Consider the following 26611-nt stretch of genomic DNA (forward strand, 5'->3'; position numbering starts at 1 on the left):
ACGGACCACCACCCCAGCCTTGCAGCGGGTAGCCGCCCCTGCATCTGCGCGGACCACGGCGCCGCCGTCGTTTCCGCCTCTTTCGAAAGGAACGCATCCGATGCGTAAGTCACTCTCCCTCCTGGCCACCGGCATCGTCACTGCCCTGGCGCTGACGGCTTGCGGTGGTTCGTCCACCCCCAGCGCCCGGGTCACGACCCTGGATCCGGCCAAGCCCGCCACCCTCAAGGTCGGCGCCAGCCCGGTTCCGCACGCCAAGATCCTTGAATTCGTCAACCAGGAACTCGCCCCCAAGGCCGGCCTCAAGCTGGACATCAAGGAGATCGAGGATTACCAGACGCCGAACACCGCGCTGAGCGACGGTTCGCTGGACGCCAACTATTACCAGCACCTGCCCTGGTTCGAGGACCAGGTCAAGACCAAGGGTTACAAGTTCGGCCACGGCGAAGGCGTGCACATCGAGCCGTACGCCGCGTTCTCCGAGAAGGTCAAGGACATCAAGGACATCCAGGACGGCGCCAAGGTTGCCATCACCAACGACCCGTCCAACCAGGTCCGCGCCCTCAAGGTCCTCCAGGTCGCCGGCCTGGTCAAGGACATCAAGGACGACACCTCGGTGTTGACGCTCAGCGACGAGCAGAACCCCAAAAAGCTGAAGTTCTCCGAGAACCAGCCGGAACTGCTGATCAATGACCTCAAGGACCCGTCCGTGGACCTGGCCCTGATCAACGGTAACTTCATCCTCAAGGCGGGCCTGAGCACCAAGAACGCCCTGGCGGTGGAGTCGGTGGACAACAACCCGTACGCCAACTTCCTGGCCTGGCGTGAAGATTCCAAGGATGACGTGCGGATCAAGAAGCTCGACGAGCTGCTGCACTCCCCCGAGGTCAAGGCCTTCATCGAGAAGGAATGGCCCAATGGCGACGTCACCCCGGCTTTCTAGGCCCGGACAGCATTAAAAGACTTTCGGCACCCGCCACGGCGGGTGCCGAAAGTGTTTAAGGGCGAAGACGGCGACGCCCGCAGCCGCCGCCGGCTCCCTAGGCCTGCGCCGTGCTCCTAGGCTTGCGCCGCGGCGGCGGCCCTGGCGGCGGCCGGCAGGGCGTCGAAGATCCGGTTCATCGCGGCGTCGTCGTGCGCTGCGGAGAGGAACCAGGCCTCGAACACCGACGGCGGCAGGTACACCCCGGAGTCCAGCATCGAGTGGAAGAACGGCGCGTAGCGGAAGACCTCCTGGCCCTGGGCGTCGTCATAGTTGTGGACGCCGCGGGCCGAGGTGCCGAAGGCCACGGAGAACAGGTTCCCGGCGCGCTGGATGGAGTGGTCCACGCCGGCCGCGTCCAGCGCCGAGGACAGCGCGCCGGAAAGTTCCAGCGAACGGGCATCGACAAAGGAGTACACGTCCTTGGTGGCGTGGGTGAGGGTCGCGACGCCGGCTGCCATCGCCACCGGGTTACCGGAGAGGGTGCCGGCCTGGTAGACCGGACCCACCGGGGCGAGGTAGTCCATGACCTCGGCGCGGCCGCCGAGGGCCGCCGTCGGCATGCCCCCGCCGATGACCTTGCCGAAGGTGAGCAGGTCCGGGGCCCAGGGCTCCGTGGCGTCGGCCGCGCCGCCGGTGAGACCCCAGTAGCCCGAGTAGCCGGTGCGGAAACCAGTGAGGACCTCGTCGAGGATCAGCAGGGCACCGTGCTCCCGAGTGATCCGGGCCAGTCCGGCGTTGAAGCCCTCGGCCGGGGTAACGACGCCCATGTTGGCCGGGGCGGCCTCGGTGATCACGGCGGCGATGCTGTCGCCGTGCTTGGCGAAGGCGGCTTCGACGGCAGCGAGGTCGTTGTAGGGCAGCACAAGGGTCTCGGCGGCCGTGGCGGCGGTGACCCCCGCCGAGCCCGGCAGCGCGAGCGTGGCGAGGCCGGAACCGGCGGCGGCGAGGAGTCCGTCAAGGTGGCCGTGGTAGCAGCCGGCGAACTTGATCACCAGGTTGCGGCCGGTGTAGCCGCGGGCCAGGCGGATGGCGGTCATGGTCGCCTCGGTGCCAGTAGAGACCATCCGGACCCGCTCGGCCGCCGGGACGCGCTCCTGCACGATCGCGGCGAGGTTTGCCTCGTCCGGGGTCGAGGCGCCGAAGGACAGTCCGCGGTCGACGGCGGCGTGCACGGCCGCGAGGACCGCCGGGTGGGCGTGGCCCAGCAGCGCCGGCCCCCAGGAGCAGACCAGGTCGACGTACTCGGCGCCGTCGGCGTCGGTCAGGTACGGGCCCTTGGCGGAGACCATAAAGCGCGGGGTACCGCCCACCGAGCCGAAGGCACGGACCGGCGAATTGACGCCGCCCGGCATCAGCCGGCGGGCGCGGTCGAAGAGTTCCTCGTTGCGAGGGTGGCTGGAAGTCATAGTTCCTATTCTTTCAGTGGTTCTCACAGGGGCCGGTCGCCGGCGGGCGCCGCGGAGGCCAGCAGCGCGGACACGCGGGGCGCCACCTCGGTGCCGAACAGTTCGATGGATCGCATCATGGCCGCATGCGGGAGCGTGCCGTTGCTGTACTTGAGGTCAAAGCGGTCCACGGCCAGGTTCTGCTTGAGCAGGGCGATCTTCGCCGCGACCGTCTCCGGTGAACCGACGTAGAGCGCACCCTCGGGGCTGCACAGGTAGTCGAATTCGGCGCGGTTGCCCGGCCCCCAGCCGCGCTCGGCGCCGATCTGGTTGCGCTGGCCCAGCCAGTGCGGGAAGAACTCCTCCCGTGCTTCTTCGTCCGTGGCGGCGAGGTGGCCGGGTGAATGCGTGGCCACCTGCTGCATCGGGTGGCCGTATTTGGCCATGGCCTCGCGGTAGAGCCCGGCCAGCGGGCCGAAGGACCGTGGCTGGCCGCCGATGATGGCGAAGATGATCGGGTAACCGTACTCGGCGCAGCGCAGCACCGACTCCGGGGTGCCGCCGACGCCGATCCAGGCCGGCAGCAGGTGGTGCTCAAGCGGCGGGTAGACGCTAAGCCCGTTGATGGCCCGACGTGTCCGGCCCTCCCATTTCACCGGTTTCTGCGCGCGGACCTTGTCAAAGAGTTCGAGTTTTTCCTCGAACAGGACCTCGTAGTCGGCCAGGTCCAGGCCGAACAGCGGGAACGACTCCACGAACGATCCGCGGCCCAGCATCACCTCGGCCCGGCCGTTGGAGATCGCGTCGACGGTGGCGAACCGCTGGAAGACGCGGATCGGGTCATCGGAGCTGAGGACGGTGACCGCGGAGCCGAGGCGAATCTTCTTGGTCCGGGCCGCGGCGGCGGCGAGGAACACCTCCGGCGCGGAGACGGCGAAGTCGCGGCGGTGGTGCTCCCCCACGCCGAAGGCGTGCAGGCCCACCTGGTCCGCGAGTTCAGCCTGTTCCAGCAGCTGCCGCAGCACCTGGGCATGCGGGACGGGGTGACCGTCGGGGAACACGCCGACGTCGCCGAAGGTGTTCAGGCCAAGCAGGATGGTCTCCGGACCCACGGGCGCGGTGGGGTTCGCTCCCGACGCCGGGTCCGCCACTTCCGCGGGGCTCATCGGGCCTCCTTCAGCCAGCCGGCGAGTTCGCTCGCCCAGTAGGTCAGGACCATGTTGGCGCCGGCCCGTTTGATCCCCAGCACGGATTCGGTGATGGCGGCGCGGCGGTCGATCCACCCGTTCGCGGCGGCGGCCTCGATCATCGAGTATTCGCCGGAGATCTGGTAGGCGGCCACGGGCACCGGGCTCATCGCGGCGACGTCGGCCAGGATGTCGAGGTAGCTCATGGCGGGCTTCACCATCACCATGTCGGCGCCCTCTTCGAGGTCCAGTTCCACTTCGAGGATCGCTTCGCGGCGGTTGGCGGCGTCCATCTGGTAGGTGCGCCGGTCCCCGGTGAGCTGCGAGTCGACGGCTTCGCGGAAGGGGCCGTAGAAGGCGGAAGCGTATTTGGCGGCGTAGGCCACCACGGCGGTGTTGGCGTGCCCGGCTTCTTCCAGGGCCTGCCGGATCACGGCGATCTGGCCGTCCATCATGCCGGAGGGGCCAAGCACGTGCGCTCCGGCTTCGGCCTGCGCCACCGCCATCTGCCCGTAGATCTCCAGGGTCGCGTCGTTGTCGACGTAGCCGTGGCTGTCCAGGACGCCGCAGTGGCCGTGGTCGGTGAATTCGTCGAGGCAGACGTCGCTCATGATGACCAGCTCGTCGCCGACCTCGGCTTTCACATCGCGGATGGCTTTGTTCAGCACGCCCTCGGGGTCCAGCGAGGCGGTGCCGCAGGCGTCCCGTTCGGCCGGGATGCCGAAGAGCATGATGCCACCGACGCCCAGCTTCACGGCCTCGGCGGCAGCGCGCTTGAGTGAGTCGGTGGTGTGCTGCTGCACGCCGGGCATCGAGGCGATCGGGTTGGGCTCGGACAGCCCCTCGCGGATGAAGGCCGGCAGGATGAGTTCGGCCGCCGAGAGGCGGTGTTCGGCCGTCAGCCGCCGCATCGCGGGGGTGGTGCGGAGCCGGCGGGGGCGGTGGGTCGGGAAGCTCATGTCTGGTCCTTCACAGTCTGCTCGGGGTCGGGGTGGGGTGCGGGGGGCGCCGGATCCAGGGCCCGGATGACGGCGGCGACGAGTCCGGAGGCGGTGGGCTCCTCGGCGACGGCGGCGACCGGCAGCCCCAGGGCCCGGGCCTCGGCCGCCGTCGAACGTCCGATCGCGACGAGCAGGCAGTCGCCCAGCGGCGACAGCCCGGCGTGCAGGCGGCGGGCGGCGCTGGGTGAGGCGGCGACGACGGCGTGCAGGGTTCCGGCGTCGATGGCGGCCTGGGCGTCGGAAAGGCTGAGCACAGCGGCGTCGCCCGTCCGGGGCGCGGGGGTGCCCAGGCTGCGCCGCGGATCGGCGGGGTAATCGACGGTCCGGTAGGCGGTGACGGCCTGGACCGAGGCTCCGCGCGCCTGAAGCCCCCGGCGGAGCCGCGGGTCGGCTATATCGGCCTGCGGCAGCAGCACGCTGCCGTGGCCGCGGGGCCAGATGTCGAGCAGCCCCGCCCCGGACTGCTGGCCTGCGGGGGCGAGGTCCACCGGGATGTCCAGGGCCTCCAGCACGCGCCGGGTGGCGGGGCCGACGGCGGCGACCTGCAGGCTGCCGGGCAGCCACGCGCTGAGGGCAGCGCCCCGTTCGGCGGCCTTGGCCTCCAGGACCTGGACGGTGGTGACGCTGCTGACCACCAGCCAGGTGTAGGCACCGGCGCCAAGCGCGTCGAAGGCCACGTCCAGCGAGTGCTGGTCGGAGGCGTGCTCGAAGTCGATGAGCGGCAGCAGCAGCGGCTCGGCGCCGGTGTCACGGAGCGCGGACACCAGCGCACCGGCCCGGTCCGGGCTGCGGGCGACCAGGATCCGGGCGCCCTCGAGCACCCTGGGCCCGGCGTCCCCGTCCGGCCGGCGGCTGGCGCTGCGGCGTCCCATCAGGCGAGAATCCGTCCGGCTCAGGAAGCGGCCAGGTCGGCGATGTCGGCCGCGCCGGCCGCCAGCAGCGCCTCGGCCAGTTCGATTCCCAACAGTGTGGCGCCTACCTCGGTCAGCCCGTCGGTGGCTTTCTTGTCCCGGACGGTCGCGGTGCCGTCCACGGCGCAGACCACGGCTTCGAGGTGCAGCATGCTGCCTTTGCGGTAGGCGTAGGCGCCGACCGGGGCGGCGCATCCTGCCTCCAGCCGGGCCAGGAGTGCCCGCTCGGCGGTGACGGCCAGCCGGGTGTCCGGGTCGTCCAGGGCAGCGAGGGCCTGGGCGAGTACGCCCTGGGAACCCTCGGTGGACCCGGCTTTGCGGGGCGCGTCGGAACTGCGGCATTCGATCGCGAGCGAGCCCTGCCCGGCGGCCGGAAGCATCACCTCGGTGTCGAGGTATTCGCTCACCGCGTCGAGCCGGCCGATGCGGTGCAGTCCGGCGGCGGCCAGCACGACGGCGTCGAGGTCGCCGGACTTTCCTTCGACGACGGCGCCGGTGCTGTTGCCGGGCAGTCCGGGAACGCGGCCCAGGCGGGTGTCCACGTTGCCGCGGATGTCCCGGATGTCCAGGTCCGGCCGGGCGGCGCGCAGCTGCGCGGCCCGCCGCGGAGAGCCGGTGCCGACGCTTGCGCCGGCCGGCAGTTCGGCGAGGGTGAGCCCGTCGCGGGCGCAAAGCACGTCCCGGACGTCCACCCGCTTGGGCGTGGCCGCGAGCGTCAGGCCCAGGGCCGCACCGGTGGGCAGGTCCTTGAGCGAGTGCACCGCGACGTCGCACGCGTCGCGCAGCAGGGCGTCGCGCAGCGCGGCGACGAAGACGCCGGTGCCGCCCATCTGGGAGAGCGGGCCGGTGAGGACGTCGCCGTCGGTGCGGATATGCACCAGTTCCACCGGGAACCCGCCGACGGCGGCCAGCTGGTCCGCGGTCTGCTGGGTCTGGGTGAGGGCGAGTTTGCTGGCCCGCGTGCCGATCCGCACGGTCACGGCGTGGCCTGGCCTGCTGCCGGGGCCGAGGCATCCGCGGCTGCGGGAGCGTCCGCCGGGTAGGGGTCGTGTCCCGTTCCGATGCGCGTGTCCGCACCCGCGATGGTGGGCTTTTCGCCGCGGAAGTTGGCGCAGCAGCCGGGCCGGCAGACGTCGTACCAGGGGCCGAGCTTGGTCAGGTGCGGCCGGTCGGCAATGGTGTTCGCCGCGGTCCGCTCGCTGATGAGGTCCACGATGCCGGCGACGAACTTGCGGTGCGTGCCGGGCGTGGGGACGCGGGTGGCCGCCAGGCCCAGCTTGCCGCAGGTTTCCAGCGCTTCGGTGTCAAGATCCCAGACGACTTCCATGTGGTCGCTGACGAAGCCCAGCGGCACGATCACCACACCCTTCACGCCCTGGCCGGCGAGCTCCTCGATGGCGTCGTTGATGTCGGGTTCGAGCCACGGCACGTGCGGGGCGCCGGAACGGGACTGGTACACGAGCGACCACGGGGCGGTCAGACCGGTTTCGGCTTCGACCCGGCGGATGACCTCGGTGCCGGTGGCCAGGTGCTGGGCCACGTAGGCGGAGTCCTGCTCGAACTGGCGCGGTTCGCCCTCGGAGCGGCCGGCCGCTTCGGCGTCGCGGGTCGGGATGGAGTGGGTCGCGAACAGGATGTGCACCGGCGCGTCCGGGGTGCCGGCGGCGGCCAGCTGGGCGCGGACGTCGGCGAGGCCGGCGGCCGTGCCCTCGATGAAGGGCTCCACGAAGCCAGGGTGGTCAAAGTACTGGCGGACTTTGTCCACTTCGAGTTTGCCGTCCAGCCCGGTTTCGGTCAGCGCCATGCCGATGTCCTCGCGGTATTGCCGGCAGCTGGAGTAGCAGGAGTAGGCGCTGGTGGTGATCATCAGGACCTTGCGGTGCCCGGCGTCGTAGATCTCCTGCAGGGTCTGCGGGATGTAGGGGTCCCAGTTGCGGTTGCCCCAGAAGACCGGCAGGCCGATGCCGCGGGCGGCCAGCTCGGCCTCCATGGCGGCCTTGAGCTCGCGGTTCTGCTGGTTGATCGGGCTGATGCCGCCGTTGGCGCGGTAGTGGTGCGAGACCTCTTCGAGCCGTTCGTCCGGGATGCCGCGGCCGCGGGTCACGTTGCGCAGGAACGGGATGACGTCTTCCTGGCCTTCCGGGCCGCCGAAGGAGGCGAGCAGCACCGCGTCGTAGTCCTTGGGGGCCATCCGGCCGGCTTCGGTGACGGGGTTCACGGCCGTGAGTGTCTTCTCTTGGGGATCCTGCGGATCGAGCGGGCTCATGCGAGGACCTCGGCAATCTCGGCGGCGCTGACGCGGCGGCCGGTGTAGAAGGGGATTTCCTCCCGGACGTGGTGGCGGGCCTCAGTGGCGCGCAGGTGGCGCATCAGGTCCACGAGGTCCACGAGTTCCGGGGCTTCCAGGCCCAGGATCCATTCCCAGTCACCCAGCGCGAACGAGGAGACGGTGTTGGAGATGACCTGCGGGAAGTCCCGGCCCAGCAGGCCGTGGTGGCGGAGCATCGCACCGCGCTCGGCGTCCGGCAGCAGGTACCACTCGTAGGAGCGCACGAAGGGGTAGACGCAGAGCCACTCGGCCGGTTCCACGCCGCGGGAGAACGCCGGGGTGTGGTTCTTGGCGAACTCCGCCTCGCGGTGCACGCCCATGGCGGACCACGCGATCTCGGTGCCGGTGAACAGCTTGCTGCGGCGGATATCGCGCACCGCGCGTTGCAGCGCTTCGGCGCGGGGGCCGTGCAGCCAGACCATGACGTCCGCGTCCGCCCGCATCGCGGAAACGTCGTAGCTGCCGCGGTGGACGACGCCGTCCTCGGCCAGCCGCCCGATCAGCGCCTCGAAGTCCTCGGCCGCTTCGCCGCTGCGCAGGACGTCGGCGGAGCGCTTGAACACCGTCCAGAGCGTGAAGAACTGCTCGGCTGATTCTTCGGCTGCTGTATTTCCGGTTTTAGTGACAGATTCGGCAGAAGTGTGGCTCATGGATACCAGTCTGCCCCCTCCCCGGAGCTAAGTCGAAACAGAGCACTTCTACAACGCGTAGAAGTGCTCAATTTCACAACGGGACGGTCCCGGCGGCCCTAGATCCGGCGCATCCGGAGGACGATCGCGCCTGCCCCCAGGGAGACCGCGACCAGGCAGATTCCCCAGCCCACCAGGGCGGACGGGCCGGCCGGCTCCACGGAGGACGCAGCCTGCATCTTGCCGCCGGACCGGGGGGTGGCTGCCGTGGACGCTTCCGTGGCGGCGGACGTCGTGGTCGCGGACCGCGGCGTGCCGCTCGGGGTCGCCGACGGGGTACCGGGGGTTGCACTGCCGGGGGCTGCACTGCCGGGGGCCGCAGTGCCGGGAACGGCGTCGGCCGTGGCGGCCGGGCTCTCCGGTGCGGGCGCCGGGGGCTGCTGGCCGCCGGTCGGCTGGCCGGCTGCCGGGCCCGGGCCAGTGGGGGCCGGCGCCGGCGCTGAGTTGCCCGGCGCGGCCGGAGGTGCGCTGGCCTTGCGGGAGGCCCGCTGCTCCGGCGTTTCCCAGGGATCCGGCTCGCGGGACGGGTCCGGTTCTGCTGACTTGGGCGGGGCCGCATTTTCGGTGGGCGCAGGGCTGCCGGTGCCGGACGTCGGCGAGGGGGTGGGTTCCGGAGACTCCACGAGGCCGCCGACCAGGTCATCGATGCCGACTGAAATCGAGGCGGACGGGGTGTCCGGGCTGGGTGTCGGAGAGGCAGCGTAGGTGGCAGGAACCCCTGCGGTGAGAGCCAGTACCGCTCCGAGCGCCGCCACTGCCGTGCCGCGTCGGAGTCCCCCATGGTGACCGGCCGGCGTTTCTGGAACTTCGGACCTGTGCATAACCATGGTCATCGACCCTAGCGGCAGAACGCCGGCGGGGAAAATTTGCCGCACGGGCGTTTTCGGGTTAGCGGCGGGCCGAAAACGGGCTCACGGGCGTCCCTGCCGGGCGCCGCGGTGGGCCCGGGTTTCCGGCCCCGCGGCAGCCGTCAGGGCAGCAGGGACGCGAGCTGCTTGGGGGTGTCGGCGACGATCGCCGCGAGGCCGTTTCCGGACAGCCAGCCCCCGACGACGGCGAGGTTTCGCTCCGCCGCGCACAGCTGCCGGACCTGCTCGACGCGCTGCTTGTGGCCTAGCGCCGCGAATGGCAGTGCGCCGGACCAGCGCACCACGTCCCAGCCGACCACGTCGGTCCGGGACAGCGGGACGCCGAGGAGCGCGGGGGCGTCGTCCAGTGCGGCGTCGAACAACTCCTCGTCGCTGCGGGGTTCACGGTTGGCCGCGTTGTCCGGGGCGATGTCGCCGCGGCCGTAGGAGAGCCGGACCACGTGCCGGCCGGGCGCCGCCTGTTCGGCCAGCCACGCCCATTTGGCGGTCGCGTGGGTGAGCGCCTTCGCGCGGATGCCGGGGCTTTGCGGGGCCACCAGAACGCCGGTGCCGCGCGGTGCGGCGTCGAGGGCGGGGCGGTCGAGCACGAGGGTGACCAGCCGTACGTCGGGTCCCGCGTCGGGGCGGAGGGCCGCCAGTGCCGGCAGGGTGTCCGCGAGCAGGGCAACGGCAGCGGGGCCTTCCACGGCGACCACCAGCCGTTCTGCGTCGAAACGGGCCCGGCCCGCAGTGACCCGCCAGCCGCCGGGAAGGCGTTGCACGGCGTCGGCACGGGTCCCGCTGAGCAGGGTGGCGTCCAGCCCGCGCAGCTCCGCGACGAGGGCGCCGACGAGGGTGTGCATCCCGCCGCGGAGGCCGGCGACGGCGGAGCCCGCCTTTTGCAGCCCGGGCTGCTGCGGGCGCGGGCCCGAGGTTCCCGGCGCCGGCGCGGCCGGGCGGGCGGCAGCGCCGCGGCGCTGCGCGGCCACGGCGGCGGCGAGCGAACCATGCGTGCGGACCCCGGCGCGGAGCCCGGGGGCCACCATGTCCACATCCAGCAGGGCAGGGTCGGCCGAGTGCACGCCGCCGACCACCGGCGAGACGAGCCGGTCCAGCACGCGCCTGCCCATCCGGGCACGGACCAGGGCGGCCACACTGGTGGCCTCGGCAGCGGTCCCCACGGAGGCCGGCAGCAGGGCATCGAGGGAGGCCCGGACGGAGCCGAACAGGCCAAGGGAGCGCCGGACTTCGGGGTCCCAGGGGTTGGCCGGGATGCCCAGGACTCCGGTCTTCGGCAGTTCCCGCGGACCCTCCGGCAGCTGGACCCACGCGCCGCCGGGGTTCGGCGGAACGATCTGCGGGCCGAGGCCCAGTTCTTCGGCCAGGTCAGCCACCGCGGATGACCGGGTGGCGAAGGATTCGGCGCCGCTGTCCAGCGTCAGGCCGGCAACCACGTGGCTGCCCACGCAGCCGCCCCAGTCCCCCGCGGCTTCCAGCACGGTGGTCCGGACGCCGGCCCGGGCCAGCTCCCGTGCGGCGAGCAGGCCGGAGATGCCGCCGCCCACCACCACGGCGGTCGGCGCCGGTGAACCTGCGTCCGCGTCGGTGGCCATCGGGGGCCTACTCGGGCGCGATCGAGTGGATCAGTTCGACGACGCGGGTCAGGACCGCGGCGTCGGTTTCCGGCGGCACGCCGTGGCCCAGGTTGAGCACGTGCCCCGGTGCCGACGCGCCGGCGGCAATGACGTCCCGCACGTGCGCCTCAAGGATTTCCCACGGTGCGGAGAGCAGCGCAGGGTCAATGTTGCCTTGCAGCGGCACGGTCCCGCCGAGCCGGCGGTTGGCTTCGTCCAGCGGCAGCCGGTAGTCGACGCCCACGACGTCGACGCCGACGTCGCGCATCGCGACGAGCAGCTCCGAGGTGCCGGTGCCGAAGTGGATCAGGGGTGCTCCGAGGTGCCGGACGTGGTCCAGCGCGCGGGCGGATGCCGGTGCCACGAAGCGGGTGTAGTCGGCCAGGCCCAGGGAACCGGCCCAGGAGTCGAAGAGCTGCCCGGCGGAGGCGCCGGCCTCCAGCTGCGCGCGGAGGAACATCCCGGAGGCGTCGGCGGCCCAGTTGGCCAGGGCGGTCCAGGTTTCCGGATCCGCATGCATCATGGTGCGCGGGCCGAGGTGGTCGCGGGACGGCTTGCCCTCCACCATGTACGCGGCGAGGGTGAACGGGGCGCCGGCAAAGCCGATCAGCGGGGTGCTGCCGAGTTCGGCCACGGTGAGCCGCACCGCTTCGCGGATCGGTTCCAGGGCTTCCCAGGTCAGCTGCGGCAGGGCGGCGACGTCGGCCGCGGTCCGGACCGGCTTGTCCAGCACGGGCCCGACGCCGGGTACGATGTCGACTCCGACGCCGGCCAGCTTGAGCGGGATGACGATGTCGGAGAAGAAGATCGCCGCGTCGACGTCGTGCCGGCGCACCGGCTGCAGGGTGATCTCGGAGGCGAGTTCGGGGCGCAGGCAGGAGTCCAGCATGGCCACGCCTTCGCGCACCTTGAGGTATTCCGGCAGCGAGCGGCCCGCCTGGCGCATGAACCAGACCGGCCGCCGCGAGGGCTTGCCGCCGCGGTAGGCGGTGATCAGCGGGGAACCGGCGGTGCGGCCGTCCATCAGGGGATGGCCGGCGTCGAGGCTGTTGTTTGCCGTGCCGTCGTTTGCAGTGCCGTTCAGTGCAGTGCTGTTCATTGCAGTGCCGTTGACGGCCGCAGCGCTAGGAGTCATGCCTTTGATTGTGCCGAAAATCGGCCCTAAAAGATAACGACAGCCTGTCAGGAACGCCCGGGCAGGCGCCGCCGTGGCGGGAATCACAGCCCCGGGTGGGCAGTCCCACGCCCGCCCGTTGTTCTACCGGGACACGAAAAAGCTATGATTGTCGTGCTGTGGTTCTTTTCTCATTGGTGGCTACACACGCCGACATCGACCTCGAGACCGTTGCTCAACTGAGCACCGGCGCTTCCGGGCTTGCCACATCCGCCCTCGCCGGATCGCCGGCCGTGGCGGGTGCCGTTGTCCTCGCCACCTGCAACCGCTTCGAAATCTACGGCGAGGCCCCGCACCCGGACGACGTCGAGGCGGCCCGCGCCGCGCTGGTCTCGCAGATCAGCGGCGCCAGCGGACTCAACGAACAGCTCGTCTCCCGCGCCTTCAACACCCGCACCGGCCCCGACGTCAGCCGGCACCTGTTCGCGGTCAGCTCCGGACTGGATTCCGCCGTCGTCGGGGAACGCGAAATTGCCGGCCAGGTCCGGCGCGCCCTGATCACCGCACAGCACGACGGCACCGCCAGTTCCGGCCTCGTCCGCCTCTTCCAGGCCGCCTCCAAGACCGCCAAGGACGTCGGCGCGCAGACGGCGCTCGGCTCGCGCGGGCTCTCCATCGTCTCCGTCGCCCTGGACCTCGCGACCGACCTGTCCGAGAACCCCGACTGGTCCAGCAAGAAAGCAGTGGTCTTCGGCACCGGCGCCTACGCCGGCGCCACCATGTCCCTGCTGCGCGAACGCGGCTGCACCGACATTTCCGTGTTCTCCTCCTCGGGCCGCGCCGCCGGCTTTGTCGCCACCCGCGGCGGCACCGCCCTGGACAGCGAGTCCCTGCCGGGCGCCGTGGCCGCCGCCGACGTGATGATCGGCTGCAGCGGCTCCGACAACCGCGTCGAGGCCCCGGAGCTCGCCCGGATCCGGTCCGCGTCGCCGCAGCCGCTGATCGCGATCGATCTGGCCCTTACCCACGACTTCGATCCCGCCGTCGCCGAGCTCGACGGCGTCGAACTGCTCACGCTGGAGTCCGTCCGGCTGGCCGCGCCGCAGGAGCAGGCGGAGTCGCTGAACCAGGCCAGCGGCATCGTCGACGGCGCCGCGACCGCCTTCGAGCAGGAACGCCAGGCGCGCTCGGTCGATTCGGCCATCGTCGCCCTGCGCCGGCACACCATGGATGTGCTCGACGCCGAGATGGAGAAGGTGCGGGCCCGTCACGGCTGCACCGCCGCGGCCGAGGAAGTCGAGTTTGCCCTGCGCCGGATGGTCAAGCAGCTCCTGCACGTGCCCACCGTCCGCGCCCGGGAACTGGCCGCGAACGGGCAGCAGGATGAGTACGTGGCCGGACTCGAGGCCGTCTACGGCATCACCGTCGAACAGCCCGCGGCCCGCCGCCCGGTTTCCGGCACCGAGGCCGAGTGCCCGGTGGACCACGGCGCGCTTCCCTCCGTCAACGGCCAGCGGGACACGGCCTAGCTCGCTCCGGCGGCGCGATTCCTAGGGCGCGGCGAAGGCGTTGACGCCCGTCAGTTCGGCGGACAGCTGCCACAACCGTGCGGCGTCCGCCCGGTCCACGGCGTGGGCGTCCACTCCCCTGATCCGTGCCTCCGGCGTCCCTGGTTCCGTCGGCTCGGCAATGTCGCAGTCCTCGCAGTAGACGCCGCCCTTGCCCGCGAGCAGCGGGGAGGTGGCCGCCCAAACCGAGGTTGCCGCGCCCTGGGCGGGCGTCTTGAACCTCTCGTTCAGCTTTCCGTCGGCGTCCATCCAGCCCGAGGCGATCATTTCTTCCCTGGGCAGGTGGCGCTGCAGCTCCGTCGTGATGCCTCCCGGGTGCACGGCGAAGGCCCGGACGCCGGCGTCCTTCCCAAGCGCATCCAGCTGCACAGCGAACAGCGCGTTCGCGGTTTTGGCCTGCCCGTAGGCCTTCCACTTGTCGTAGCCGGAGTCGAAATTGAGGTCATCGAACCGGATGGGCGAGAGCTTGTGGCCGGTGGAGGACAGGGCCACCACCCGGGCGCCCTCCCCCGCGGACAGGGCCGGCCAGAGTAGGTTGGTGAGCGCGAAGTGGCCCAGGTGGTTGGTGGCGAACTGGGATTCCCAGCCCGGGCCGACGCGTCGCTCCGGGCTGGCCATGATGGCGGCGTTGTTGATCAGGATGTCCAGGCTGCCGCTGTCGCCGAGGAAATCGGAGGCCAGGAAACCGGCCGCGAACTCCCTCACGCTGTCCAGCTCGGCCAGATCCAGGCCGGCGACGCTGACTCCGGCCAGGCCGGCGTCGTCCAGGACCCTGCGGGCGTGGTCGGGGCGCCGCGCCGGAACCATCACCCGGGCCCCGGCGGAGGCGAGTGCCCGCACCGTCTCGAGGCCGAGACCGGAGTACCCGCCGGTGACGACGGCGGTCTTACCGGCCAGGTCCAGGCCCGCTACCACCTCCGCCGCCGTCGAGCGCGGGCCGAAACCCGAGCCGATCTTGTGCTGCGGGGTCAGGTTGGTGTGGTGGTTCATGGCAGTGCCTCTCAGTACACCGGTTTGCCGGGCTCCACCTCGCGGACCCAGGCCAGGATCCCGCCCTCGAGGTGGCTGACGCGCTGGTAGCCGGCGGCCCGGGCTGCGGCCAGCACTGCGGCCGAACGCGTGCCGGCCTTGCAGTGGAACACAATGTCCGTGTCCTGCGGCAGTTCGGCCCAGGCGTCGCCGGCGAGGATCCGGCCCTGCGGGATCAGCGTGGCGCCGTCGATGCGGACAATGTCGAATTCCCCGCTTTCGCGCACGTCCACGAGCTGGAAATCCTTCAGCCCGGCCTTGCGCGAGGCCAGCATGGTGGCGAGCTGGGTGGCCGTGACGGTGTGTTCGGTGCCCGCGTCCGCGGCGGGGGCGATCCCGCAGAAGGCCTCGTAGTCGGTGAGTTCGCTGATGCGCGGGGCCGCGGGGTCCCGGGAGACCTTGATTTCGCGCCAGCTGCCGCCGAGGGCATCGAACAGCGCCACCCGGCCCAGCAGTGAACGCCCGACGCCGGTGATCAGTTTGACCGCTTCGGTCACCATCAGGGATCCGACGGCGGCGCACAGCATGCCGAACACGCCGCCCTCCCCGCACGAGGGCACGGAACCTGCGGGCGGCGCCTCCGGGTACAGGTCCCGGTAGGTGGGGCCGTGCTGCTCCCAGAAGACGCTGACCTGTCCGTCGAAGCGGAAAATCGAGCCCCACACGTAGGGCTTGCCGAGGATGGCGGCGGCGTCGTTGACCAGGTAGCGGGTCGCGAAGTTGTCGGCGCCGTCGACGATCAGGTCGTAGCCGGCGAACAGCTCCAGTGCATTGGCGGCATCCAGCCTGACGTTGTGCAGCCGGACATCAACCAGGGGGTTCAGCGCGGCGATCGCGTCGCGCGCGGACTCGGTCTTGGGCCGGCCGACGTCCGCCACGCCGTGGATCACCTGGCGTTGCAGGTTGCTCAGGTCCACGTCGTCGTCGTCGATGATGCCCAGGGTTCCCACCCCGGCGGCGGCGAGGTAAAGCAGGGCCGGTGAACCGAGGCCGCCGGCGCCGATCACCAGGACCTTGGCGTTTTTCAGCCGGCGCTGCCCGAGCGATCCGATCTCGGGAATGATCAGGTGGCGTGAGTAGCGTTCCACCTCCTCCGGCGTCAGCGCGTCCGCCGGTTCAACCAGCGGTCCGGGTGCCGGTGCCGGCGTTGCGGGGGTGCCGTTTGCGGTCATCTGGGAAGCCATACTTCAATGTATGCCCGAAGATGCCGCCAGGTCATATTACCCCCGCGTAAAGTGGAGCTAACAGCGAGGGAAAGTAGGCCGACAGTGGTTCATCAGGCACCGGTTGAGCGGGGACATACCGGCAAGTCGTCGACGGGCCAGACGCGCAGCGGAACGCAGCGCTCGGCACGGCTGCCGCGCGATGAACGGCGGGCACAGTTGCTGGCCGCCGCGCAGGAGGTCTTTGTCGCCAACGGCTACCACGGCGCCGCGATGGACGAGATCGCCGAGACGGCCCACGTGAGCAAACCGGTGCTTTACCAGCACTTCCCGTCCAAGCGCGAGCTGTACCTGGCGCTGCTGGACAGCCACCTCTCGACCCTCACCGAACTGCTGCTGGGCGCCCTGAATTCGACGACTGACAATGATGAGCGCGTGCAGGCGGTCATGCGCGCCTATTTCCACTTCATCGCCAACGATGACCAGGCCCACCGGCTCGTTTTCGAGTCGGACCTGGTCAACGACCCCGATGTGAGCGCACGGCTGGAGACGTTCAACAAAACCTTCGCTGACGCGATCGCGAAGGTCATCGCCGAGGACACCAAACTGCCGCTCCTGGAAGCCCAACTCCTGGGCCGGGGACTGTCCGGGATGGCGCAGGTCAGTGCCCGGTACTGGCTGGAAACGGACGGGAACCTGGACATCGATGTGGCCAGCGACCTGATCTACCGTTTAGCTTGGCGCGGAATCTCCCGCTTCCCCAAGGAGTCCTAGACTACAAATAGAGAACAACTCGTAGAGAAAGCTCGCAGAGACAACTCGTAGCGAACTTGAACACTTTGATTGGCTGGGAGGCCTTGCTGTGGAAGTAAAGATCGGCATTCAGAACATCGGCCGCGAAATTGCCCTCGAATCGAACCAGGACGCCGACGCGGTGGCGAAGCTGGTGGGAGAGGCACTCTCCAAGGGCACCGAGCTCCGCCTGACCGATGAGAAGGGCCGCCAGATCATCATCCCGGCGAACGTCCTGGGCTACGTCGAAATCGGCGCCGAAGAGGTCCGGCGGGTGGGCTTCGGCGCCCTCTAGGCCGACCGGCCCGTTCCCCTCAGCTGCCCAACCCGCAATTCCCCAAGGAGTCTGAATGCTGTCCCTGATTGTGGTGGCCATGGTGGCCGTGGCCGCGGGTTTTGTGGTGTGGGCCAATGACAAGCGGCACGCCAAGTACGGCATCGCCGTGCCGGCTGGGGTGGCCCTCGGCGTGGGGATGCTGAGCTGGATCATTTTCATGGCGGCCGGCTTCGGCTACCAGCCGGGCCTTACCTGGATCCCGTGGGTCGCGCCCCTGCTGCTGGGCGGCGCCGCAGCGGTCGGCGCGGTGCTTTACCTCGGCAGGTCCCGCACCCGGCAGGACACCGCACGGATGACCGCCATCCTGCGCCTCTAATCACCGTTCCCCGGTTCCGTCGGCGCCGGTCTCCGCCAGGCGTTTGCTGAGGTAGCGGCGCTCCACCTCGGTTGGTGCGAGTGCCCGGGCCTTCAGGTATTCGCGGCCGGCCTCCTGCAGCCTGCCAAGGCGCCGCAGGAGGTCCGCCTTCGCGGCAGGCAGGAGGTAATACCGCTCCAGTGACCCCGCCAGGTCCAGTCGGTCGATGAGGTGCAGCCCTGCCTCCGGTCCTTGGGACATGGCGACGGCGACTGCGCGGTTGAGGTCGACGACCGGCGACGGTGCCAGTTCGGCGAGACGGTCGTACAACAGAGCCACGCGGGTGAAGTCGGTACTGCCGAAATCGCGGGCGGTCATGTGGCACGCGGCGATGGCTGCCTGGATCCGGTAGCTCCCGGGCCGGGCACCGCGTGAAATCCCAAGCCGGTCGGCGGCTGCCAGGAGCGCGAGGGCTTCCGCCGTCGCTGCCTGGTCCCACTGCCCGCGGTCCTGGTCCTCCAGCGTCACCAGGTCCCCTGCGGCGTCGGTCCGCGTCAATCGGCGGCCGTGCTGGAACAGCATGAGTGCCAGCAGGCCCATGGCCTCCGGCTCCTCGGAAGAGCCGTCGAGCAAACGGATCAGCAGACGGTTGAGGCGGATCGCCTCAAGGACAAGGGGCTCGCGGATCAGCGTGGTACCCCCGGCGGCCGCATATCCCTCGTTGAACATGAGGTAGAGCACGGACAGGATGCCGGCCGTGCGTTCGGAGATCAGCTCCGGCGGCGGCACCCGGTACGGAATCCCGGCATTCCGTATCTTGGCGCGGGCGCGGACCAGCCGTTTCGACATGGTTGACTCCGGGACGAGGAACGCGCGTGCGATCTCGCCTGTGGTCAGGCCGGCCACTGTCCGCAACGTCAGTGCCACCCGTGCCTCAAGCGGGAGGGCAGGATGGCAACAGGTGTAAATCAGCCGCAGCCGGTCGTCCCCGGCAGCCGGATCACCGGGGGCAGCCTCAGCGAGCCCTTCGAGCTCGGTGAGGACCGCGAGTTCCTGGACCGCCCGCTTTTCGCTGGCCGCGCTCCGCATCCGGTCGATCGCCCTGTTCTTGGCGACGGTTGTCAGCCACGCCCCGGTGTTGGCGGGGATGCCACGCTCCGGCCAGTCGGCCAGGGCGCGTGCAAACGCGTCCTGGACACAGTCCTCGGCCAGGCCCCAGTCGCCGGTCACGCGGATGAGGGTGGCGGTGATGCGTGCAGTCTCGGCGGCGGAGGCGCCTTCGACGGCGGTCCGCACGTCCGTCACTTCCGCTGCCACGCGACCCCCTGCGTCGGGATCGAGGGCTTCAGGCGGATGGCCGCTATCCGAACGGCCACACAGGCCTGATTTCGATCTTGCCGAATTTTGCCATCGGATGCTTGGAGGCAACCTCGATCGCCTCATCGAGATCGGCGCAGGCGATGATGTCGTAGCCCGCGATCCACTCCTTCGTCTCGGCAAACGGACCGTCCGTGACGACCACCTCGCCGGCGCGCACCCTGACAGTGGTGGCGTCTTCCACCGGACGCAGCCTGTCACCGTGCCGGGCGATACCCCTGGCTTCCACCTCGGCCGCCCATTCCTCGATGTTGTCCTCGGCGGCCACATATTCCGGCGCTGTGGGATCGGTGCAGATGAAAAGCATGTAGTCCACGGTGACTCCTTCTAGTAGGTCGATACAGCAGTACGACGAAGAAGGTGCCGCCAAAAGGACACCTGCCGCCAAGTTTCTTTTCCGGAATGGTACTCCGGCCGGTTTCCCCGCCGCCGCAACCGCTACAGGAACTCGGCGCGGCCTTCCATGGCGGACGAGGCCAGGGCATGCTCGCGGCGCGGGATCCGGCCTGCCCTGCGCGCCAGCCTGCCGGCGATGACCGCGTGCCGGAACGCCTCCCCCATCAGCGCCGGGTCCTGGGCGCGGGTCACGGCGGTGGCGAGCAGCACGGCATCGCAGCCCAGTTCCATCGCGAGCGCGGCGTCGGAGGCCGTGCCGATGCCGGCGTCAAGCACCACCGGTACGGAGGCCCTCGAGACAATCAGTTCGATGTTGTGCGGGTTCAGGATGCCCAGGCCCGTGCCGATCGGGGCGCCCAGCGGCATCACGGCGGTGGCGCCGAGGTTTTCCAGCCGGAGGGCCAGCACCGGGTCGTCGTTCGTGTAGGCGAAGACTTTGAAGCCGCGGGCCACAAGCTGCTCGGTGGCCTCCACAAGTTCCAGGGCGTCCGGCAGCAGGGTGTGCTCGTCCGCGATCACCTCAAGCTTCACCCAGTCCGTCTCCAGCGCTTCGCGGGCCAGTTCGGCCGTGAGAACGGCATCCCGGGCGGTGAAGCAGCCGGCGGTGTTGGGCAGCACCCGGATGTTGTTGTCCGCCAGCAGCTGGAACAGCGAGCCGCTCTCGGCCGGCGAGTAGCGGCGCATGGCCACCGTGGTGAGTTCCGTGCCGGAGGCCACCAGGGCGGCGCCCAGGCCGTCCAGGCTCGGTGCCCCGCCGGTGCCCATGATCAGCCGCGAGCCCAGCTCCACGCCGTCGAAGGTCAGCGGGTCCCGGCGTGCCTGCCGGGTTGCGTCCAGCGCTGTTTCTGCCATGGCGTTCATCCTCCCTGTACCGCGGTGACGAGTTCGACGTCGTCGCCCTCGGCGAGCGCCGTCGAGTGCCACTGGCTGCGCGGCACCACCTCGTCGTTGCGGGCGACGGCGACGCCGAGCTTGCGGCCGTCCGTGGCCTGCCCGTCGGCGGCCAGCGTCCGGCCGGTGACCCCGCTGACCAGCGCGCCGACCGTGGCGCCGTCGGCGAGGGCGTGCTGCGCTCCGTTGAGCCTGATGTTCATGCTGTGGTCCTGTCTGTCGTTGGGGCATGTGCGGGTGAGACGTCGCCCGGGTCGTGGCCGGAGGAATCCGGGCGGCGGACGGAGAACCGGTCCGGTCGGAACCGGGCCCAGCGCGGGTCCGGCTGCCCGTCCAGCAGCGCCCGGCAGATGGCGGCGGCCACGGGGGTGAGCAGCACCCCGTGCCGGAAGAAACCGGTGGCCACGATCAGGCCCGCGATGTCCGGCCCGGCGCCGGGGCCGGCCACGCGGCCCAGCAGCGGGGCGTTGTCCGGTGTCCCCGGCCGTGCCCGGGCCGTGGCCTCGAGCAGTTCCAGTTCGGCGACGGCCGGGAGCAGCTGCTGGGCATCGCGCAGGAGCTGGTAGACGCCGCCGGCGGACACGGCGGCGGCGGCGGAGGGCGCGTCCTCCCGCTGGGTTGCGCCGATCACCACCGTGCCGTCCGCCCGCGGAACGATGTAGACCGGGACTCCGCGGACCAGCCCCCGCACGGTGGAGCGCAGCAGCGGCCGGAGCCGTTGCGGCACCCGGAGCCGGAGGATGTCCCCGTAGACCGGCCGCAGCGGCAGGGACAGTCCGGCCGGCAGGCCCTGCAGGTCGGCTGCCCCGAGGCCGTTGGCCACAACCGTCTCACCGGCACGGATTTCCCCGCCGCCCTCAAGCGTGGCCCCCGCCACGCGGCCGCCGTCCCAGAGCAGCCCGGCCGCGCGGCGGCGCACCGCCGTGTACCGGCTGTCGGCGGCCAGCAGCGAGCCGATCCGGGCCAGCAGTCGGCGCGGGTCCACCTGGTGGTCGGCCGGGATGTCGAAGGCGCAGGAGATGCCCGGGCTGAGCAGGGGTTCGCGGTTGCGCGCCTCGCGGACCGTCAGCGGCTCCACGGCCAGCCCGCAGGCCTGCTGCACGGCCCGCAGGTCGGCGAGCGCCCGGCGGTCGGCGGCGTCGGCACCGACGGCGAGGGTCGGCGTCGTGAGATAGCCGGTGCCGCCCGCGTCAACGCCGCCGGCTGTGCTGTTGCCAGCCAGAGCGGCAGCGAACTCCGGCCACAGCCGTGACGCTTCCAGCATCAGGGCCAAGAGGTCTTCCTCCTGGTAATGCAGTTCGCTCACGGGCGCCAGCATTCCGGCAGCGGCCCAGCTGGCGCCGGAGCCGGGGTCGTCGTCGAGCAGGGCGACGGTGCGGCCCGAGCGGCGGGCCTCCCAGGCGATGCCGTGGCCGATCACTCCCCCGCCGATCACGGCGACGTCGTAATATTCGGCGCCTGCGCGCGGCACAGCGCCGGTGGCGGGTGTGGCGGATGGTGGGACTGATACGTCCATAGGCTTCCTTCCCTACGCCGGTACTAACCGGATCAGGTCAAGCGGTCGGCTCTGACGCCCTCTCAGCCCGGCGGCCGGATGACGGCCTGCGCGGGCTCCCGCGGTATGCGCCCAGTGTAGAGGAACTAGGCTTATGGCATGAGCCAGGATGTCCACACCACCGCCCGCCTGTACCTGTGCACCGACGCCCGGAAGGAGCGCGGCGACTTCGAGGACTTCGTTGATGCCGCCTTCGCCGGCGGTGTTGACATCATCCAGCTACGGGACAAGTCCCTGGAGGCGGCCGAGGAGCTGGAGCTGCTGGAGCTCCTGCACGCCGTGGCGCGGCGGCACGGCCGGCTCTGGGCCGTGAACGACCGCGCTGACCTCGCCTCCCTCGCCGGGGCGCCGGTCTTCCACATCGGGCAAAAGGACATCCCCTTCACCGCGGCCCGGGAATTCCTGGGCAAGGACACCGTGATCGGCATGTCCACCCACACCCCGGAGCAGGTGGACGCCGCGATCGCCGCGGCCCCGGGCCGGAGCGGTCTGGACTACTTCTGCGTGGGGCCGGTCTGGGCCACCCCGACGAAGCCGGGCCGCGCCGCCGTCGGACTGGACCTGGTGCGCTACGCCGCCGCGGCGATCGGCCGGGCCGAGGCCGCGGACGGCGGAAAGGTCTCCGGCGTGGTGCCGTGGTTCGCCATCGGCGGCATCGACCTGGCCAACGTGGAGCAGGTCGTCGACGCCGGGGCGCGCCGGATCGTGGTGGTCCGGGCGATTACCGAGGCCGCCGATCCCGCCGGGGCGGCGCGGGCCCTGCTGGCCGCGCTTGACGCCGGCAGCCACGCCGACGCCGAAAACCACACCGGCGTCCGCAGCGGTGCCGGGGAAAACTAGGCGGGCAAGCTAGCCGGGAAGACGGCCCGGGGACCTAGCCGGCGAGTCCGAGCTGGGACATCCGCCGGGAATGCCCGGCGGCGAGGTCGGCGGTCAGGGCGCGGGCGAGTTCACCGGCCCTGGCCTCGTCCGCGCCGGTCAGGCCGCCGAGGAAGGCGTGTTCCACGCTGACCCGCTGCGCCTGGGTGAGTGCCTCCCCGAGCAGCCGCCGGGCCCACAGCGCCAGCCGGGACGCCAGCCGCGGGTCGTCGGCAAGCGCCGCCTTGAGCCGGTCCCGCAGCACCGCCGTCGCGTCCCCTGCGGACTGGACCTGTTCGATCAGCGCGGCGGTGCCGGCGTCGACGTAGCTGGAAATGGAGCGGTAGAAGTCGGCGGAGACTGTGTCAATCACATAGGCCTTCATCAGTGACTCATGCCAGTCGGCGGGCCGGGTGCGCTCATGGAAGTGGTCCACCGACGGTTGGAACGGCAGCATGGCTTCCTCCGCGTCGGCGCCCCGTTCGGCCAGCCGCGCGCAGACCAGTTCGAAGTGCTGGAACTCGATGACCGCGAGCCGGCCCAGCACCGCACGGTCGTGCAGGGTGGGCGAATACCGGGCATCGGAGGAGAGCCGTTCGAAGGCTGAGAGCTCCCCGTAGGCCATCACGCCCAGCAGGTCCCTGAGGAAGCGTTGGTAGCGGGCGGGCTCGGCCGGGGAGGTGCTCATGCTTCAAGACTAGTGGCGGAAATCGGGCTACCCTGATTTCGTGTCTCATCATCGCCTGACTCCGAGCGTCCGCCAGCAGAAGAACCAGCTTGCCCAGGCGCTCAACGCACTGCGCACCACCCTGGAACTGCCCGGTCCGTTCCCGGAAGCGGCGCTCCGGGACGCCGAGGCGGCTGTAGCCGGCCACGAACTGCCCGAGCTGGACCTGACGCATGTCGAGTTCGTGACCATTGACCCGGCGTCCTCAACGGACCTGGACCAGGCCCTGTTCATTGACCGCGACGGCGAGGGCTACAAGGTCTTCTACGCCATTGCGGATGTCCCTTCTTTCGTCCAGCCCGGCAGTGCGCTCGACGCCGAGACCCGGCGCCGCGGCCAAACGTTCTACACTCCGGAGGGCCGCATCCCGCTGCACCCCGAAGTCATCAGCGAGGCGGCCGGCAGCCTGCTGGCGGGCCAGCTCTGTGCGGCCTTCGTCTGGGAGTTCGAACTCGACGGCGCCGCCGAAGTGGCCTCCGTCCTGGTGCGCCGGGCGCAGGTCCGCAGCCGGGCCAAGCTCAGCTACCACGGCGTGCAGGCCGCACTCGACGGCGGCACCGCGGACCCGGTATTGCAACTGCTCAAGGAAGTCGGCAGCAAACGGGTGGAACTGGAACGGCTCCGCGGCGGGGCGAGCCTGAACATGCCGGAGCAGGAAATCGAACAACTGCCCGACGGCGGCTACCGGATCGTCGCCGCGCCGCCGCTGCCGGTCGAGGACTGGAATGCCCAGATATCCCTGATGACCGGCATGGCCGCCGCGGACCTGATGCTGCAGGGCAAAGTCGGCATCCTGCGCACCATGCCCGCCCCGGATGAGAGCTCGCTGCGGCACTTCCGGCGCCAGACCGGCGCACTCGGCAAACCCTGGGACGGCCGGATCAGCTACGGCGAATACCTGCGCACCCTGGACCCCACCGACCCGCGCCAGCTCGCGATCGTACACTCCGCCGGCATGCTCTTCCGCGGGGCCGGCTACACCCCGTTCGACGGGACGGTTCCCGAGGACGCCATCCAATCCGCCATCGGCGCGGCCTACGCCCACTCCACCGCCCCGCTGCGGCGCCTGATCGACCGTTTTGTCCTGGTCATCTGCGAGGCCCTGTCCAACGACGCCGAGGTACCGGGCTGGGCCCGCGACGCGCTCCCGTCACTGCCGGCCATCATGGCGGCCTCGGACCAGCTGGCCGCCAAACTGGAGCGGCTGTCACTGGACACCGTGGAGGCGGCCCTGCTGAGCAACCACATCGGGCAGGAGTTCGACGCCGTCGTCATTTCCGGTTCGAAACCGGCCAAGAACGGCAGCGCCAACGGTAACGGGAAGGGCAGCAACGGGAACGGTAAGGGCAACGGCAACGGGAACGGCCCGTCAGGGATCGTGCAGATCGCCGAGCCCGCGGTGACCGCACGGTGCCCCGGCGAACTGGAGTCCGGCACCCAGGTCCGGGTGCGGGTCCTGTCCTCGGACATCGTGACGCGCGAAGTCCGGCTGGAACTCGTCGGCTGATCATCGCCACGCCCCGCTCCGGCGCCGCTGCCGCGCCACACCGCCGGCCCGGTCGAGGTTCCGAACGGCGAACAGCTAGACTGGAAGGGTAGTAATGGATGCCCGGTCGTTGATTTCCATGTTTTTCGAATTCAACAAGCCCGCCCCTACGCGATCTTGAGACACACCCGCTGGTCCCAGTGCCAGCATTTAGATAGCCCGCGATCGGCTTCCACTGGACTTGCTTGCGCCCCTGAGCGTGCTCCGGAACGGCCCTGCGCCGGCCCCGTTGAGCAAGCAGCGCAGCCCAAATGAATAAGGAAACTCCCCTGTGAGTGAATTGCACACGCACCAGCTTCTGACTGACGAATCCGGCACGGAAACGATCGAGCCGGAAGAAACCATCATCTCGGACGAAACCCCGCACGAAATCGCGGAAAAGTCGTTCGCCGACTACAACGTCCGCGCGGACATCGTTGAATCCCTGGCCGACGCCGGCATTACCCACCCGTTCCCGATCCAGGCCATGACGCTGCCGGTTGCCCTGGGCGGCCACGACATCATCGGCCAGGCCAAGACCGGCACCGGCAAGACCCTCGGCTTCGGCATCCCGGCCCTGCAGCGCGTCATCGGACGCGACGACGCGGGCTTCGCCGACCTCCCGGCCCCCGGCGCCCCGCAGGCCCTCGTGATCGTTCCGACCCGTGAACTCGCCGTCCAGGTCGCCAGCGACCTGCAGAACGCGGCCCGCAAGCGCAACGCCCGCATCACCACGATCTACGGCGGCCGTGCCTACGAGCCGCAGGTCGAGTCCCTGCAGCAGGGCGTCGAGATCGTCGTCGGCACCCCCGGGCGACTGATCGACCTGTACAAGCAGAAGCACCTCGTCCTGAAGAACGTCAAGATGGTCATCCTCGACGAGGCCGACGAGATGCTGGACCTGGGCTTCCTGCCGGACGTGGAGACCCTCATCGCCGGTACCCCGGCCGTCCGCCAGACCCTGCTGTTCTCCGCCACCATGCCCGGCCCGGTCGTCGCAATGGCACGCCGCTACATGACCAAGCCCACCCACATCCGCGCCGCGGATCCCGAGGATGAGGGCCTCACCAAGCGCGACATCCGCCAGCTGATCTACCGTGCCCACAGCATGGACAAGATCGAGGTGGTGGCTCGCATCCTGCAGGCCCGCGGACGCGGCCGGACCATCATCTTCACCAAGACCAAGCGCACCGCCGCGAAGGTCGCCGAGGAGCTCGTGGACCGCGGCTTCGCTGCGGCCGCCATCCACGGCGACCTCGGCCAGGGCGCCCGCGAGCAGGCGCTGCGCGCCTTCCGCAACAACAAGGTGGACGTCCTGGTCGCCACCGACGTCGCCGCGCGCGGCATCGACGTCGACGACGTCACGCACGTCATCAACTACCAGTGCGTCGAAGACGAGAAGATCTACCTGCACCGCGTCGGCCGCACCGGCCGTGCGGGCAACAAGGGCACCGCCGTGACCTTCGTCGACTGGGACGACATGCCGCGCTGGGGCCTGATCAACAAGGCCCTGGGCCTGAGCGTGCCCGAACCGGTGGAGACCTACTCCTCCTCGCCGCACCTGTACGAGGAACTGGACATCCCCGAGGGCACCAAGGGCCGGCTCCCCCGCGACAAGCGGGTACTCGCCGGCGTCGACGCCGAAGTCCTCGAAGACCTGGGCGAGACCGGCAAGAAGAACACCCGCCCCAGCGCAAGGGAAGGTGCCCGGGACGGCGCCCGGGGCAGCGGACGCGACTCCGGCCGCTCCGGCTCCCGCGACGGCGGCCGCGAGGGCGGACGCTCCGGCTCCCGCGACGGCGGACGCTCCGGTGAGCGCCGTCGTCGTTCGCCCGAGAAGGAGACCGCCACCGGACCCGCCGAGGCAGACGCCCCGGCAACGGCAAGCGCGCCGACCGAGGTCGACCGCGCCACCCGCGCGCGCCGCCGGACCCGCACCCGCCGCCGCAACGGCGAAGTGGTGGCCGGCGAGGCACAGGGCGGCGCTCCGGCACGCAGCGCCGAGGCCTAATCCT

At 70.5% G+C, this 26611-nt stretch carries 26 protein-coding genes and 1 riboswitch; of the genes, 8 read left to right on the top strand and 18 right to left on the bottom strand.

What is annotated here, in order from left to right; translation table 11 throughout:
- Window positions 1-100: 100 nt before the first annotated feature.
- Complete coding sequence (locus AC1MED_RS13070; protein WP_479783710.1) at window positions 101-943, top strand: MetQ/NlpA family ABC transporter substrate-binding protein; 843 nt, start codon at window positions 101-103, stop codon at window positions 941-943.
- A gap of 116 nt (window positions 944-1059) precedes the next feature.
- Here AC1MED_RS13070 and hemL read toward each other — a convergent pair whose 3' ends face one another.
- From hemL to hemE, 10 genes are all read right to left on the bottom strand, one after another.
- Window positions 1060-2391 (bottom strand): glutamate-1-semialdehyde 2,1-aminomutase, encoded by a 1332-nt coding sequence (gene hemL / locus AC1MED_RS13075; RefSeq protein WP_346959568.1) that lies wholly within the window; start codon window positions 2389-2391, stop codon window positions 1060-1062.
- A gap of 23 nt (window positions 2392-2414) precedes the next feature.
- The gene (locus AC1MED_RS13080) at window positions 2415-3536 is read right to left on the bottom strand and encodes an LLM class flavin-dependent oxidoreductase (RefSeq protein WP_346959569.1); all 1122 of its coding nucleotides are present in this window, start codon (window positions 3534-3536) and stop codon (window positions 2415-2417) included.
- Window positions 3533-4516: a porphobilinogen synthase gene (gene hemB / locus AC1MED_RS13085; protein ID WP_346959570.1), complete on the bottom strand. Its 984-nt coding sequence runs from the start codon at window positions 4514-4516 to the stop codon at window positions 3533-3535. The genes AC1MED_RS13080 and hemB overlap by 4 nt, the downstream gene beginning before the upstream one ends.
- Window positions 4513-5430 carry a uroporphyrinogen-III synthase gene (locus tag AC1MED_RS13090; protein ID WP_479783712.1) on the bottom strand — a complete coding sequence of 306 codons (918 nt, stop codon included), beginning with the start codon at window positions 5428-5430 and terminating at the stop codon, window positions 4513-4515. Before AC1MED_RS13090 ends, hemB begins: the two co-directional genes overlap by 4 nt.
- Window positions 5431-5450: 20 nt before the next feature.
- Window positions 5451-6449, bottom strand: a complete 999-nt coding sequence (gene hemC / locus AC1MED_RS13095; protein ID WP_346959572.1) for a hydroxymethylbilane synthase — start codon at window positions 6447-6449, stop codon at window positions 5451-5453.
- Window positions 6446-7735 carry a ferrochelatase gene (locus tag AC1MED_RS13100; protein ID WP_479783713.1) on the bottom strand — a complete coding sequence of 430 codons (1290 nt, stop codon included), beginning with the start codon at window positions 7733-7735 and terminating at the stop codon, window positions 6446-6448. The genes hemC and AC1MED_RS13100 overlap by 4 nt, the downstream gene beginning before the upstream one ends.
- A complete protein-coding gene (gene hemQ, locus AC1MED_RS13105) occupies window positions 7732-8448 on the bottom strand; it encodes a hydrogen peroxide-dependent heme synthase (protein WP_479783714.1) in 717 nt (238 codons plus the stop codon). The genes AC1MED_RS13100 and hemQ overlap by 4 nt, the downstream gene beginning before the upstream one ends.
- Before the next feature lie 98 nt (window positions 8449-8546).
- Entirely contained in the window at window positions 8547-9242 is a 696-nt protein-coding gene (locus AC1MED_RS13110) for a hypothetical protein (RefSeq protein ID WP_479783715.1), read from the bottom strand.
- 215 nt (window positions 9243-9457) lie between these two features.
- Complete coding sequence (gene hemG / locus AC1MED_RS13115; RefSeq protein WP_479783716.1) at window positions 9458-10948, bottom strand: protoporphyrinogen oxidase; 1491 nt, start codon at window positions 10946-10948, stop codon at window positions 9458-9460.
- 7 nt (window positions 10949-10955) lie between these two features.
- Window positions 10956-12104, bottom strand: coding sequence for a uroporphyrinogen decarboxylase (hemE, locus tag AC1MED_RS13120; RefSeq protein ID WP_479783717.1), 1149 nt, complete (start codon window positions 12102-12104; stop codon window positions 10956-10958).
- A gap of 158 nt (window positions 12105-12262) precedes the next feature.
- On the opposite strand from hemE, the gene AC1MED_RS13125 reads away from it, so the two are divergent.
- Window positions 12263-13612, top strand: a complete 1350-nt coding sequence (locus AC1MED_RS13125) for a glutamyl-tRNA reductase (protein ID WP_346959578.1) — start codon at window positions 12263-12265, stop codon at window positions 13610-13612.
- A gap of 21 nt (window positions 13613-13633) precedes the next feature.
- Here AC1MED_RS13125 and AC1MED_RS13130 read toward each other — a convergent pair whose 3' ends face one another.
- Both AC1MED_RS13130 and moeB read right to left on the bottom strand, forming a co-directional pair.
- The gene (locus AC1MED_RS13130) at window positions 13634-14641 is read right to left on the bottom strand and encodes an SDR family NAD(P)-dependent oxidoreductase (RefSeq protein ID WP_479783718.1); all 1008 of its coding nucleotides are present in this window, start codon (window positions 14639-14641) and stop codon (window positions 13634-13636) included.
- Between the two features lie 11 nt (window positions 14642-14652).
- Complete coding sequence (gene moeB, locus AC1MED_RS13135; RefSeq protein WP_479783720.1) at window positions 14653-15864, bottom strand: molybdopterin-synthase adenylyltransferase MoeB; 1212 nt, start codon at window positions 15862-15864, stop codon at window positions 14653-14655.
- A gap of 6 nt (window positions 15865-15870) precedes the next feature.
- Here moeB and AC1MED_RS13140 point away from each other — a divergent pair, with 6 nt between their 5' ends.
- The 3 genes from AC1MED_RS13140 (at window position 15871) to AC1MED_RS13150 (ending at window position 17288) form a co-directional block, all read left to right on the top strand.
- Window positions 15871-16617 (top strand): TetR/AcrR family transcriptional regulator, encoded by a 747-nt coding sequence (locus tag AC1MED_RS13140; RefSeq protein WP_346959581.1) that lies wholly within the window; start codon window positions 15871-15873, stop codon window positions 16615-16617.
- Window positions 16618-16705: 88 nt separating this feature from the next.
- Window positions 16706-16930, top strand: a complete 225-nt coding sequence (locus AC1MED_RS13145) for a DUF3107 domain-containing protein (RefSeq protein WP_307035058.1) — start codon at window positions 16706-16708, stop codon at window positions 16928-16930.
- A gap of 55 nt (window positions 16931-16985) precedes the next feature.
- Window positions 16986-17288 (top strand): cytochrome c-type biogenesis protein, encoded by a 303-nt coding sequence (locus tag AC1MED_RS13150; protein ID WP_346959582.1) that lies wholly within the window; start codon window positions 16986-16988, stop codon window positions 17286-17288.
- On the opposite strand, the gene AC1MED_RS13155 is transcribed toward AC1MED_RS13150, so the two are convergent.
- From AC1MED_RS13155 to thiO, 5 genes are all read right to left on the bottom strand, one after another.
- Window positions 17289-18584 carry an RNA polymerase sigma factor gene (locus AC1MED_RS13155; protein WP_479783723.1) on the bottom strand — a complete coding sequence of 432 codons (1296 nt, stop codon included), beginning with the start codon at window positions 18582-18584 and terminating at the stop codon, window positions 17289-17291.
- A gap of 43 nt (window positions 18585-18627) precedes the next feature.
- Complete coding sequence (locus AC1MED_RS13160; RefSeq protein ID WP_346959631.1) at window positions 18628-18951, bottom strand: YciI family protein; 324 nt, start codon at window positions 18949-18951, stop codon at window positions 18628-18630.
- Between the two features lie 131 nt (window positions 18952-19082).
- Complete coding sequence (locus tag AC1MED_RS13165) at window positions 19083-19892, bottom strand: thiazole synthase (RefSeq protein WP_479783725.1); 810 nt, start codon at window positions 19890-19892, stop codon at window positions 19083-19085.
- Between the two features lie 5 nt (window positions 19893-19897).
- Window positions 19898-20134 carry a sulfur carrier protein ThiS gene (gene thiS / locus AC1MED_RS13170; RefSeq protein WP_479783726.1) on the bottom strand — a complete coding sequence of 79 codons (237 nt, stop codon included), beginning with the start codon at window positions 20132-20134 and terminating at the stop codon, window positions 19898-19900.
- Window positions 20131-21447, bottom strand: coding sequence for a glycine oxidase ThiO (thiO, locus tag AC1MED_RS13175; RefSeq protein WP_479783727.1), 1317 nt, complete (start codon window positions 21445-21447; stop codon window positions 20131-20133). Before thiO ends, thiS begins: the two co-directional genes overlap by 4 nt.
- Window positions 21439-21559: riboswitch (TPP riboswitch) on the bottom strand. (Overlaps the previous gene by 9 nt.)
- Before the next feature lie 26 nt (window positions 21560-21585).
- On the opposite strand from thiO, the gene thiE reads away from it, so the two are divergent.
- A complete protein-coding gene (gene thiE, locus AC1MED_RS13180) occupies window positions 21586-22326 on the top strand; it encodes a thiamine phosphate synthase (RefSeq protein ID WP_346959587.1) in 741 nt (246 codons plus the stop codon).
- A 34-nt stretch (window positions 22327-22360) separates the two neighbouring features.
- Here the strand turns inward: thiE and AC1MED_RS13185 are convergent, their stop codons facing one another.
- Window positions 22361-23032 (bottom strand): ferritin-like fold-containing protein, encoded by a 672-nt coding sequence (locus AC1MED_RS13185; RefSeq protein ID WP_479783728.1) that lies wholly within the window; start codon window positions 23030-23032, stop codon window positions 22361-22363.
- 40 nt (window positions 23033-23072) lie between these two features.
- Between AC1MED_RS13185 and AC1MED_RS13190 the strand changes: the two genes are divergently transcribed.
- Both AC1MED_RS13190 and AC1MED_RS13195 read left to right on the top strand, forming a co-directional pair.
- Window positions 23073-24578, top strand: coding sequence for an RNB domain-containing ribonuclease (locus tag AC1MED_RS13190; RefSeq protein WP_479783729.1), 1506 nt, complete (start codon window positions 23073-23075; stop codon window positions 24576-24578).
- A gap of 310 nt (window positions 24579-24888) precedes the next feature.
- Complete coding sequence (locus tag AC1MED_RS13195; RefSeq protein WP_479783730.1) at window positions 24889-26607, top strand: DEAD/DEAH box helicase; 1719 nt, start codon at window positions 24889-24891, stop codon at window positions 26605-26607.
- Window positions 26608-26611: the final 4 nt, after the last annotated feature.

The organism is Arthrobacter sp. BI5 (genome assembly GCF_056680065.1).